The 12,356-nt window shown below is 56.3% G+C and carries 7 protein-coding genes; 5 read left to right on the top strand and 2 right to left on the bottom strand.

Annotation, left to right across the window (positions count from 1 at the left end; all coding sequences use genetic code 11):
* The first annotated feature begins 40 nt into the window (after nucleotides 1-40).
* Together AC2IAX_RS00235 and AC2IAX_RS00240 are read left to right on the top strand one after the other, a co-directional pair.
* Nucleotides 41-2,653, top strand: a complete 2,613-nt coding sequence (locus tag AC2IAX_RS00235; protein ID WP_494388809.1) for a CHAT domain-containing protein — start codon at nucleotides 41-43, stop codon at nucleotides 2,651-2,653.
* 591 nt (nucleotides 2,654-3,244) lie between these two features.
* Nucleotides 3,245-6,058 (top strand): type ISP restriction/modification enzyme, encoded by a 2,814-nt coding sequence (locus AC2IAX_RS00240; protein WP_494388810.1) that lies wholly within the window; start codon nucleotides 3,245-3,247, stop codon nucleotides 6,056-6,058.
* 245 nt (nucleotides 6,059-6,303) lie between these two features.
* On the opposite strand, the gene AC2IAX_RS00245 is transcribed toward AC2IAX_RS00240, so the two are convergent.
* Both AC2IAX_RS00245 and AC2IAX_RS00250 read right to left on the bottom strand, forming a co-directional pair.
* The gene (locus tag AC2IAX_RS00245; protein WP_099533216.1) at nucleotides 6,304-6,588 is read right to left on the bottom strand and encodes a DUF1816 domain-containing protein; all 285 of its coding nucleotides are present in this window, start codon (nucleotides 6,586-6,588) and stop codon (nucleotides 6,304-6,306) included.
* Nucleotides 6,589-7,197: 609 nt separating this feature from the next.
* Complete coding sequence (locus AC2IAX_RS00250; RefSeq protein ID WP_494388811.1) at nucleotides 7,198-8,667, bottom strand: isochorismate synthase; 1,470 nt, start codon at nucleotides 8,665-8,667, stop codon at nucleotides 7,198-7,200.
* Between the two features lie 290 nt (nucleotides 8,668-8,957).
* Between AC2IAX_RS00250 and menA the strand changes: the two genes are divergently transcribed.
* The 3 genes from menA to AC2IAX_RS00265 are packed head-to-tail and all read left to right on the top strand — an operon-like array spanning nucleotide 8,958 to nucleotide 12,343.
* Nucleotides 8,958-9,884, top strand: a complete 927-nt coding sequence (menA, locus tag AC2IAX_RS00255; RefSeq protein ID WP_494388812.1) for a 2-carboxy-1,4-naphthoquinone phytyltransferase — start codon at nucleotides 8,958-8,960, stop codon at nucleotides 9,882-9,884.
* A gap of 36 nt (nucleotides 9,885-9,920) precedes the next feature.
* Nucleotides 9,921-10,898, top strand: coding sequence for an o-succinylbenzoate synthase (locus tag AC2IAX_RS00260; protein ID WP_494388813.1), 978 nt, complete (start codon nucleotides 9,921-9,923; stop codon nucleotides 10,896-10,898).
* Nucleotides 10,880-12,343 (top strand): AMP-binding protein, encoded by a 1,464-nt coding sequence (locus tag AC2IAX_RS00265; RefSeq protein ID WP_494388814.1) that lies wholly within the window; start codon nucleotides 10,880-10,882, stop codon nucleotides 12,341-12,343. The genes AC2IAX_RS00260 and AC2IAX_RS00265 overlap by 19 nt, the downstream gene beginning before the upstream one ends.
* Nucleotides 12,344-12,356 lie beyond the last annotated feature (13 nt).

Below are 12,356 nucleotides of genomic sequence, written 5' to 3' on the forward strand. Positions count from 1 at the left end.
AACAACCATCATTTCCGCTCCCCTACCTCAGGATCGCCTCATGTCCTTTCGCGTGATCTCGCAAGTTTGGCCCTGGTTAGGATTTTGGTTGGGATTCACGATCGCCCTCGGCCCAGTCTGGATCAGCGGCCCGGCCCTGGCCGAAGTGGTTCCGGCTGATGACGGATTGGGAACCCTTGTGGATCGCCCCAATGATCAACAGTTCAACATCACGGGTGGCAGTCGATCGAGCAGTGGAACCAACCTCTTCCATGGGTTTGAGCAATTTGATCTGAAACCGGGCGACAGGGCCACCTTCATCATCGATCCCAGCATCCAGAACATCTTCAGTCGGATTAGCAGTGGCGATCCCTCGGTGATTGATGGCCTGGTGCAACTGAGCGGTGGTTCCGCCAATCTTTATCTTTTGAACCCGGCGGGCATCGTCTTTGGCAGCACGGCCCAGGTGAACGTACCCGGCAGCTTTTATGCCACCAGCGCCAACGCTGTGCAATTTGGTCTTCAGTGGTTCAACGTCTTTGAGGGCAATGACTTGCGGGGCCTGAACGGCACGCCCACGGCCTTTGCCTTTTCGCCGTTCCTGGCCGGGTCGATCGTTCACGATGGAACCATTCAGGCGAATCAACAGGTAGCCCTCCTGGGGGGAACCGTCCTTTCTACGGGGTCGATCGCCTCAGGGGCCAACGCCGTCACGGTGGCCGCCGTGGAGGGCGATCGGGTGGTGCGGATCCAGGCGATCGGCAACATCCTCAGCTTCGATGTTGGCATCCCTGGCCTCAGCAGCCCCGAAAACAGCCCAATTCGGCCCGCCGATACGGGATTCTTTGCACCCCTCACCCTGCCGGAACTGCTGAGCGGCCCCGCTGAAAATGTCGCCACCAGCATTGCAGTGGAGGACGATGGAACCGTGCAACTCACCCGCACTGGCGACACGGTGGCCCTGGAACCCGGCACGGCCTTGGTGACGGGGCCGGTGAATGGCCAAGAGGGGGGCGCGGGTTTGCAAGTGTTGCGCGATCAATCGCCGCTCCCCGTGCCGCCAGCGATTCCCGATCGCCCCGGATCTCTCGATGAACTGGGCGATCGGCTACCCCCTAACAACGCCCAAGATATTGCCAGCGACTTTGAAGCCGGAAAGTTTGACCCGCCCGGCCCTCAAGGGGATTTTGGCGATCGGGAGTTTGGCCCCGGTGGCCCTTGGGGAGAGGGGAATCTAGCCTTGGATCCGGGGGAATTTGGCCCTGAACCGGGCGAGCTGGGGCCCAATGGCGAATTTGGCCCTGAGCCGGGTGAGTTGGGGCCCGATGGCGAATTTGGCCCTGAACCGGGCGAACTGTGGCCCGGCGGCGAATTTAGCCCTGAAAGTATTGCCATGCTGGCTGACATTGAGGCCAGTAATTTAGCCCTGGATGCCAGTCTGGGCGATACCTTCGTGCAGGGAAATTTTGACTTGGGTTTGGATCAACTGGAAAACGCCTGGACACAACAAATTGAGAACTATTTGGACAGTTCCATCACCAGTAACCCCGTGAGCAGCGCCTCCTTGCGGGAACTGTTGGGTGACATTCGGCAACAAACCAACAGCCGAACCGCCTTGATCTACGTGATGTTGCAGGAACAACAAACGGATCTGGTGGTGATTACCAGCAGCGGGGAACCGATCTACCGGCGATCGGGCGTGGGCCGGGCCGAAGTGTTGGCCGCCGCCGATCGCCTGCGCCAAGCGATCACCAATCCTGTGTTGCGGCGGGGCAACGCCTACCGAACCGCAGCAGAACAGCTCGATCGCTGGCTGATCGCCCCGATCGCCCCAGAACTGGCCGCCCAAAAGATCGATACCCTGCTGATCTCGCCCGATGTGGGCCTGCGATCGCTCCCTTGGGCCGCCCTGCATGATGGTCAGCAATTTTTGGTGCAGCGGTTTGCCCTGGGCATGACCCCTAGCGTTAACCTAACCGATGCCCGCTACGTCAGCCTTCGAGATGCGCCCATTTTGGCCATGGGAGCTTCCGAATTTCCAGCGGGGTTGAATCCCCTGCCTGCCGTGCCCATGGAGCTGCAAACCATTGCCCAAGAACGGGCCCAAACCACCACCTTCCTGAACGAAGCCTTCACGATCGCCAACCTGCAAACCCAGCGCCAACGGCAACCGGCCCCCATTTTGCACCTGGCTACCCACGGCGAATTCAAACCCGGCCAACCGGTGAATTCCTATATTCAGTTCTGGAATCAGGAGCGCCTGACGCTCGATCGACTGCGGGAACTGAGTTTGAACAATCCGCCAGTGGAATTGCTGGTGCTGAGTGCCTGTCGCACGGCCGTGGGTGATGCGAATGCGGAGTTGGGGTTTGCGGGGCTGGCCGTGCAGGCGGGTGTGAAATCTGCCCTCGCCAGCCTGTGGTATGTGAGCGACGAAGGAACCCTGGCCCTCATGAGCGAGTTTTATCGGCAACTCTCGATCGCCCCCACCAAGTCCCAAGCCCTGCGCCAGGCCCAAATGGCCATGATTGAAGGACGAGTCCGCGTCGAAGGGAGCGGCCTCACCTCCAGCGCCCGGGGGCCGATCCCCCTGCCGTCGCTTCCCGACAATTCCGGCTCCCTGGCCCATCCCTACTACTGGGCCGCCTTCGTGGCGATCGGCAGTCCTTGGTAAAGTGAATAGAATGCGCATGATTGAGCGATCCATACAATCCAGCACATCTCGAAAATGCATCTAAGCCTCGAATCTGCGATTGCAGCTTTCGGAAAAGCAGTTAAAGGAAAGCTTTCTAACCCAGCAACCAGTGGACAACCTGAAGATCAACTCAGAGGCCCCTTTGAGCAATTATTAATAGATCTGGCTGAGTTGATTGGACTCAAAAAGGGTGATGTGATTCCGGTCGGAGAATCGGCCATTGGAGATTTGAAAACACGCCCCGATTATTCCGTTACTGTGCTGCGTGTTTGGGTGGGATTTATTGAACTCAAAGCCCCCGGAAAAGGTGCAGATCCCAGAAAGTTTAAGGATCGCCACGATAAGGCTCAATGGGAAAAACTAAAGGCACTTCCCAATCTGATTTATTCCGATGGCAATAGCTTTAGTCTCTGGCAAGATGGGAAATTAGTTGGCTCGATCGTTTCCTGCTCTGGGGACATTGCAACGGCAGGACAACAATTAACTGCACCAGCAAGTCTTCTTGATCTATTTCGTCAATTCTTATTTTGGCAGGCAGTTCCACCCCGTAATGCAAAGGAACTGGCGGTTATGAGTGCGCGTCTTTGTCGGTTATTAAGAGACGAGGTGGTTGAGCAATTAGCCTTAGGTTCTGAAGCCCTGACAGTCCTTGCAGAAGATTGGCGAAAACTGCTATTCCCCGATGCAACAGATGGGAAATTTGCCGATGGTTATGCACAGGCCGTAACGTTTGGGTTACTCATGGCTCGGGCTAATGGAATTGAGTTGGCGCAGGGTCTTGATCGCGTGGCAATTGCCCTCAAAGCAAACTATTCGCTGATTGGTGCAGCTCTGCGATTATTAACGGAAACCTCTGAAAATCAGGCGACGCTGAAAACATCGTTGCGATCGCTCACCCAAGTTCTTGATGCTGTGGATTGGGTAACGATTAACAAGGGTAATCCTGAAACCTGGCTTTACTTCTATGAAGATTTCCTAGAAGTTTATGATAACGAGTTACGCAAACAAACCGGGTCATACTACACACCACCGGTTGTTGTTGAAACGATGGTGCGGTTGGTTGATGATCTTTTAAAGAGTCCCAGTTTTGGTCTGCATTCGGGTTTGGCTGCGCTATCCGTGACCGTCATCGATCCAGCGACGGGAACGGGAACTTACATGCTGGGAATTCTCAAGCAAATTGCTGAATCAGTGCGCGAGAACGAAGGAGAAGGGGCAGTTCCCCAGGCAATTAATGCAGCCCTGAAGCGATTGATTGCTTTTGAAGTGCAATTGGGACCGTTTGCCGTGGCCCAATTGCGAATTTTAGCGGAAATTATTACGTTAACTGGGGATAGTCCGACCGAATCCCTGCGAATGTTTGTGGCTGATACCTTGGCTGATCCGGAGGATGATGCCGGGTGGATTCCGCAACTGCTGGCCCCGATCGCCCAATCTCGCAAAGCTGCCAACCAAATCAAACGTACAGAACCGATTACCGTCGTTATTGGTAACCCACCCTATAAGGAAAAAGCAAAAGGGCGTGGCGGTTGGGTGGAGTCTGGTAATTCTCAAACGGGAACCCTTGCACCGTTAAATGATTGGCAACCGTCGAAGGATTGGGGTGTGAGCGCCCATGCGAAGCACTTACGCAATTTGTATGTTTATTTTTGGCGCTGGGCCACTTGGAAAGTTTTTGACCATCACCCGAATAACAGTACGGGAATGATTTGCTTCATCACCGTTTCTGGTTTTTTAAACGGGCCTGGCTTTCAGCGAATGCGGCAGTATTTGCGGGAAGTCTGCGATCGCATTTGGGTAATTGACTGTTCCCCCGAAGGTCATCAACCGGACGTTAATACACGACTGTTTCAAGGGGTTCAGCAGCCTGTTTGTATTGTTCTCGCAAGTCGTTCAAAGCAGAAAAAGGCCAATGAGTTGGCAACTATAAAATTCCGAACACTACCGATCGGATTGCGGGATCAAAAGTTTGCTGAATTAAGCCAAATCACCCTTGATGGGCCCGATTGGCTCGACTGTCCCTTGGATACAGACTGTTCACAATCGGGCAGTCGATCGCCCTTTGCCCCTGGCTCAAATGGCGCTTGGTCAACCTATCCTTGCTTACAGGACTTTTTTAACTACAACGGCTCGGGCGTGATGCCAGGTCGTACCTGGGTGATTGCACCTGATGTTGAATCATTAAGTCAACGCTGGCAAACGTTAATCAAGGCTCCCATTAGTCAAAAAGATCGCCTCTTTCATCCCCATCTGAGGAAAGGTAAGCCAGGAGATAAACACTCAGCAAAGGTTATCAATCAGCCCTTGGCCGGTCAACCCCAACGCTTAGTATCAGTGGCGAATGAAACTCAACCGGTTGTGCAACCAATGGAGTATGCATATCGATCATTCGATCGTCAATGGATTATTCCCGATAATCGATTAATCAATCAACCAAATCCGACTATTTGGCAGTGGCACTCAGACCATCAAATTTATTTGACAGCTCTTTCACGAACTTCACCAGCTACCGGGCCTAGCTTTACGTTCACTGCACTCATCCCTGATCTCGACCATTACAAAGGTTCATTCGGAGGGCGAGTTTTTCCGCTTTGGGCTGATGCTGAGGCAAGGGTTTCTAACATCAAGCCTGAGTTACTGGACTATTTTAGTAAAACGTTTGGTCAAGCTATTAGACCCGAATTGCTGTTGGCGTATTTGGCAGCAGTTGCCGCCCATTCGGGTTTTACAAAGCGCTTTAAAACGGAGCTAAAAACACCAGGAATTCGGATTCCGTTGACTGCCGATCCCGCGTTATTTACTGAAGCGTTGGAAATCGGGCAGCAGGTGCTGTGGTTGCATACGTTTGGCGATCGCTGTGCTGACCCGAGCCAGGGCCGGCCACCGGGGCCGCCGCGCCTGCGAACTGATCGCCGCCCGACAATCCCCAAGGATGGTAAGATTCCGGCTGATCCTGACCGAATGCCAGACACCATTAGCCACGATTCCAGCCACGATCGGCTCCATGTGGGCGATGGCTATATCGACAACGTGCCCGCTGCGGTTTGGAATTATGAGGTTTCTGGTAAACCGGTGATTCTGCATTGGTTCAGCTATCGTAAGCGAGATCGCAGCCGCCCCCTCTTGGGCGATCGCCGTCCTCCCTCTCCCTTAAGCCAGATCCAACCCGATCGCTGGTTGCCCGAGTACACCACGGAGTTACTGAACCTGTTGAATGTGCTGGGCTGGCTAGTTGAGCTGGAACCCCAACAGGCGGAATTACTTGATCGAATTTGCCAAGGAGTCACGTTATCTCGGCAACAACTGCTGGAGACAAACGCTTTGACTAAAACGGTGGTTAAGAGCAAGTCTGCTGTGAGTCCCGGTCAACTTCCGTTACTTTGAAGCCTAGTTCTTAGCAATAATCTTTAGGCAAACTCAACCGATTGCGGACAAGGGTATACAAACGGCTCATGAACACCAAATAGGATGACGGTTTAGATGGCACCGACCGTCATCCCTCAATTCAGAATCAAATTGAGTAGCCAGGTCGCTCGATTCTTCACCTCCTGATCGCCCGTTGGGATCATCCCCATCACCGAGGGCTGCCGGGCGATCGCACGAGGGGTTTTCCGAGAATCGCAGGGGCCCTAAGCCTGGCTACTGACCATCGAGAAAGGGCGATCGCTCGGGGCCGCCTCCTCTGCTTCATCGAAAATGGTCAAATCCGTGGGTTTGCAGCGGGCTACCTTCACCGCAATGCCCTGTGCTCCTTCGATTTCCAAATCTTCCACATAACCGGCCACCGATGCTTTAGCTGTGGACTCCAAGCTAAAGGGACCAAAGTAGTAGGTGCACCGAGGAACCTGGGTCGTGATTTCGACCCAATAGGCCAGGCCCAGGGCATTCATTAAACGGGCAGAGAAGTCTTTCATAGGCGCTGTGGCTTGCGGGCGCTATTCAAAGTCAATTGCTATGGATATACGGGAAAGACGCGGACTGCAACAGACGACACTCCGGTCAGTGTGGAGGAATGTGGCTTTGAGGAAAGCGCAATAGGATACAGAATCACGCTCGATGGGGGCAGTCACATCGAAACGGTTGGTCTCTCGATCGAGATCTTTACACTTCGTTATACTCTGCTTAGCCCATTTTTCCAAGCACTGTCCGAAGGAAAGTTATGGTGATTCGTCAAGGAAATGGGGATCAGTGAAGACTGGAGGGCGATCCCGGCTGATCCGGTGATGACTCCGGTTGTTGAGCCACTGCAGCGTAGCAAAGATTTTTGGTACTGATCAAAAACTGGGTTTGGCGCTTCGTCCTTGCCCCCCACCAACTTCCTTGGCCAAGCAAGCCAAAAGCCGCCCCAGCCGGGCAGGGATTCAGATCCGTTTCTTGCGGTAATTTTTTTCTTTTGCGTTGGTCTTGCTCGATTGGGTTAAAGGCTAGGTTGAAGTGGGATCCATGGGGGTTGATCGCCCGGATGTCCGGTAGCACCGGGTGACTAGATCCGCACAATTAAAACCTCTTAGCGTGGCCAGTGGTTAAATTAAGGCGGCCCAGAGGGCTTGGAGCTTGAGTTGAATTTCGGCCAGCTCGCGTTCGGGGTCGGATCCGGCCACGATGCCCGCGCCCGCAAACAGCCGGGCCCGATCGCCCTGGATCAGGGCCGATCGAATCCCCACCGCAAATTCCGCGTTTCCCATCGGATCGAGCCAGCCGATCGCCCCGGTATAGAGTGATCGCTCAAAGGGTTCGTAGCGATCAATGGCGGCAATGGCGGCCGATCGAGACAAGCCCGCCACGGCCGGGGTGGGGTGCAAGGCCGCCACCACATCCAATGGATCCACATTGCGCGGTAACCGGCCACAGATCGGCGTTTGCAGGTGTTGAATATTGCTCAATTTGCGCAGGCCAGGCTTGACGGCCACCTTGGGATGGGCCCCCAACTGAGCAAGCCGATCGGCAATGAAATCCGCCACTAATCGGTGTTCGTGCAGTTCCTTGGGGTTGTTGAGCAGCCGATCGCCCCAGGCCCGATCGAGTTCCGGTGTGGTGCCGCGCGGGGCCGACCCGGCTAGGGCTTCCGTGGCAATCCGGCCGTGATCAATGGCCACCAAACATTCAGGGCTGGCTCCCAAGAAGGTTTGCCCCCGATCGTTCCCCACCGCAAAGGTGTAACAACCGGGGTGGCGGTGGCGCAGGTTATGGAGCAACAGGGCCGGATCCAAGGGTTCCGGGGCTTGCCAGTCGATCGCCCGCGCCAGCACCACCTTGCAAAATTGCCGATCGGCAATATCTTTCAGGGCTGATCGGGCCGCCGCCAAAAAGGCCGGATCATCCGGCGCGGCCAATTCCCACCCACTGGACTGGTAACGGGCTGTCCTGGCGCTCAAGCTGGTGCTGCTGCTACGCCACTGCAACAGTCGATCGAGCGGTTGCCACAGTTCCCCGCAGAGCTGATCCAAATCGGTGCAACCATCCACCCAAGCGTTGGCCGTGAATGTGGTGATGGGGCCTTGGGGAGTGGTGCGGCGAACCACTTGCCAGCGGGGTAAAAAAATCAACGCTTCCCCAAAGGGGCTGCCGAGATCGCGCGGTTCATCGAGGAAGGGAAACGCACAAAGCAGCGACGGAATCGATCGGGTCAAGGCCGAGCGATCGCCCTCGGCCCTGCCATAGGCCCGATCGCTCGCCCGCAACAGACCATGAATCTTTCGAGCAAAGGCCTTGGTTTTGGTGAATCGATCGCTCCCGGCCACCGCCAAGGATACCGTGCGATCAAAGGCGGCAATTGCCGATCGGCGATCGGGTTTTTCAAAATAAAAACTGAGGCAATCCGCCTGGGAAAACTCAGCAAAAACTTCCAGGGGATCGAGCGCCGGAATTTCAAAAGTTAAACGCACAATTTGCGATCGAAACGATCGCAAGAACTCGTCCCGAGCTGCCTCAAGTATGCAATAGAGGCGCGTTGGTGAGAGCAAATCTGTTTGCTGACCCAGTGCGCTTAACATTAGAATTCAGATTTGATTAAAGGCTGTAAAAAAAATTAATTATCGTCCGAACTGCCGCAATGCTTCGACTACTGGTTATCTTAATCGAGTTTCCTCAATAATACCCGCCCCCTAAGGCGCATCTGGTAAATTTGGCATGATTCAGCAGTGACCCGATCGCCCCGCCCGATCGCCCTGCTTGAACCGCGCCTGAATCCTGTCTGAACCCCAACTGGGTATGGGCAAGGTCGCCCTGGGCCTGTCGGTTGCCCAAGCTCCCATCTACCACCGTTGACTGTCGTGATCACCCTATGACTGCTCCCAGTCTTTCCGCCCCGCCCGAAGCGCCCTCCCGCCGCCAACTATGGAAGGCCGCAATTAAATTACCCATGTATACCGTGGCAGTGATGCCGATTCTGTTGGGATCCGCCACGGCTGCCTTTGAAACCCAACGGCTGAATGGGGGAATTTTGGCCCTATTTTTAGGGGCGGCCATTGCCATTATTGCCTGGTTGAATCTCACCAATGATGTGTTTGACTCCGATACGGGCATTGATGTGAATAAAGCCCATTCCGTGGTGAACTTAACCGGCAATCGATCGCTCGTTTTCGTGATCGCTAATTTGTTTCTAGTGGCCGGAATTACAGCCATTGGGGCGATCGCTTGGCTCCAACAGGATTGGACGGTTTTGGCCATTATTTTAGCCAGTTGTGTTTTGGGCTATAGCTATCAAGGGCCGCCCTTTCGCTTTGGCTATTTAGGGTTGGGAGAACCCATCTGTTTTGTCACCTTTGGGCCCATGGCCCTGGCCGCTGCTTACTATAGCCAAACCCAAAGTTGGTCGCTGCTGAATTGGGGTGCGTCCTTGTTTATGGGCATCACCACCAGCCTGATTTTGTTCTGTTCCCATTTCCATCAGGTGGCTGATGATTTGCGGGCAGGCAAACGATCGCCCGTGGCCCGGCTGGGCACGGCTCGATCGGCCGCCCTGCTGCCCTGGCTTTGTGGCACGGCCTTTGGGGTGGTGATTGCGGGAGTTCTGTGGGGGGCTTTCCCCCTTTGGACGTTGCTCACGGGTTTGAGCCTGCCGCTCGCTCTGCATCTGTGTCGGCATGTGGGCCAACACCACGACCAGCCCGATCGGGTCAGCAACAGCAAATTCATCGCCGTCAAATTTCATTTTTGGAGCGGTTTAGCCCTCAGTGGCGGTTTTCTGTTGGGCGCTTGGTTACAGTAGTGGCCAACCCCCCGGCCTAAAATCAGGAGGAAACTGGTGCGATCGAATCGCTTGAATGTGCAATTTCGATACTACGAACGCAACTTTGTGCGTCCGTTACAAACCAGCTATGGCAGTTGGGCCAAGCGCGAAGGAATTGTGGTGCGGCTGCGAGATGAAGCCGATCGATTCGGTTGGGGAGAAATCGCACCCTTGCCTTGGTTTGGCACTGAAACCCTGGAGCAGGCGATCGCCTTTTTACGATCGCTGGATGGGGAAATTTCACCGGCTCAACTGTGGCAAATTCCAGATACTTTGCCCTGTTGTCAATTTGCTTTGGAATCGGCCTTCAAAAGCCTGGCTAACGATCGGGAACCGGCCCCCTTCACCCTCCCGCCCGATCGGCTGGCGGCCCTGTTGCCAGCCGGTGAACGGGTGTTGAGCAGTTGGCAAAATCCCTGGACAGCCGGCCATCGCACCTTCAAGTGGAAAATTGGCGTTTTTGCCAGCGAATTGGAATGGGGCTGGTTTGCGCAATTGTTGGGGAACCTGCCGCCGGAGGGCCGGTTGCGCCTGGATGCCAACGGGGCGCTCACGGAGGCCGCCTGTCGTGGTTGGCTGGAACGGTGCGACGGAGCGGGCGATCGGGTGGAATTTTTGGAACAGCCCCTGGCCCAGGTGGCTCCCATGCAGGCGATCGCCCCGAATTTCCGCACCCCGATCGCCCTTGATGAATCGGTGACCCAGTTCAAACACCTGCAAGCCGCCGTTCAAGGGGGCTGGCGCGGCTTATTTGTCCTGAAACCCAGCATTGCCGGATTTCCCAGCCGCCTTCAGGCCACCATTCAAACCCGTGGCCTCGATTGCGTGTTTTCTTCGGTGTTTGAAAGTTTTGTGGGCCAAGGAGCCGCGCTGCGATTGGCGGAAGCGGGTGCGCGGCCGGGGGCAGCGCGGGCCTTGGGGTTTGGGGTGGGCAGTTGGCTGGATCCCTTGCCCCCTCGTTGGCTGGAAGGCCTATGGAACCGGCGATCCTAACGCCCGATTTAGCCTGGGCCGCGCCCGATCGCTGGCTGGCCACATTGCGCGATCGGACGGCGGCCGGGTGGCTGTGGGGCCTTGAGGCCGAGGCGCTGCTGCGGGCCACGGAGGAACGAGCGGCGGCCCTGGCCCGATCGGGTTGCCAGGGAAGCCAACGGCGAATTTTGCTGTTGGAATCGGAGCCGTTACCCTTCTTGGCGGGATTTTTCGCAGCCGTTGCCCAAGGATGCTCCGTTTTTTTAGGCAATGCCCAATGGAGCGCCGCTGAACGATCCCAGGTGTTGAATTGGTTGCAGCCCGATCAACTCTGGGAAACCCAAGGCGAAACAGACCTAGCAACGCCCCCGGACGATCGCGCTCCCTTACCGCCAGCCGCAGACCCTTGGATTGGGTTACCGACGGGCGGCACATCGGGCCAAATCCGCTTTGCACTGCACCAACCCCGATCGTTGGCCGCTTCCGTGGCCGGCTTTTGCGCTTATTTTGCGGAAGATTGGCCCGGCCCCCAAGCCCACAGCACCCTTTGCACCTTGCCCCTGTGCCACGCCAGCGGGTTAATGCAGGTCTTGCGCTGCTTTTGGGGCGGCGGCCGGTTGGCCCTGGCCCCCATTTCCCAAGGATTGCGCTTGGGGTCGATCGGGTTTTTGTCCCTGGTTCCCACCCAACTTGTGCGGCTGCTGGGGCCAGAAACCCCTTGGCTGAAGCAATTTCGCGTGATCCTGTTGGGGGGTGCGCCCGCCTGGCCGGCCTTGTTGGATCAAGCCCAGGCGGTGGGGGTGCGGCTGGCTCCCACCTATGGCTCCACGGAAACCGCCTCCCAAGTCGCCACCCTGCGGCCCGCTGAGTTTCTGGCCGGGGCCCGAGGCGCGGGGCAAGTGTTACCCCATGCGACGGTGGCGATCGAGCCAGACTGGGCTCACGATTCTCTTTCCCCGCCCATTCCCATACCCAACCCGCTTGGGAGCAGGTCAACCATCGGCCGAGTGGCGATCGCGGGGAATTCCTTGGCGGTGGGCTATCTGAGTGCCCAAGGATTCACCCCTCTGGACACCAGCACCACGGGGCAATTCCTGACGGATGATTTGGGCTATTTTGACGGGGCCCAACGGTTACATCTGGTGGGCCGCGCCAGCCACAAAATCATCACCGGGGGCGAAAATGTCTATCCCGCTGAGGTGGAAGCGGCCCTGTGGGAAACGGGATGGGTGGTTGATGTGGTGGTGTTGGGGCTGCCCGATCGGGAATGGGGCCAGGCGATCGGGGCGGCCTATGTGCCGGTGAGCGCCATGATCACGCCCGATCGACTGCGATCGGCCTTGGGCGATCGGCTCAGTCGCTACAAAATTCCCAAACGCTGGCTACCCTTGACCCAAATTCCCCGCAACGCCCAAGGCAAGGTCGATCGGTTGGCCTTAACCGCACAGTTTCAACAACTTGGTTAAACCAGGCCGGTTA

This window comes from Limnothrix sp. HT2024 (genome assembly GCF_059138625.1).

What these genes read in the sequence shown, in the direction of transcription:
- AC2IAX_RS00245 (WP_099533216.1), bottom strand. Translation starts at nt 6,588, where the DNA reads ATGAAAGACTTCTCTGCCCGTTTAATGAATGCCCTGGGCCTGGCCTAT.
- menA (WP_494388812.1), top strand. Translation starts at nt 8,958, where the DNA reads ATGACTGCTCCCAGTCTTTCCGCCCCGCCCGAAGCGCCCTCCCGCCGC.
- AC2IAX_RS00265 (WP_494388814.1), top strand. Translation starts at nt 10,880, where the DNA reads ATGGAACCGGCGATCCTAACGCCCGATTTAGCCTGGGCCGCGCCCGAT.
- AC2IAX_RS00250 (WP_494388811.1), bottom strand. Translation starts at nt 8,667, where the DNA reads ATGTTAAGCGCACTGGGTCAGCAAACAGATTTGCTCTCACCAACGCGC.
- AC2IAX_RS00235 (WP_494388809.1), top strand. Translation starts at nt 41, where the DNA reads ATGTCCTTTCGCGTGATCTCGCAAGTTTGGCCCTGGTTAGGATTTTGG.
- AC2IAX_RS00240 (WP_494388810.1), top strand. Translation starts at nt 3,245, where the DNA reads ATGAGTGCGCGTCTTTGTCGGTTATTAAGAGACGAGGTGGTTGAGCAA.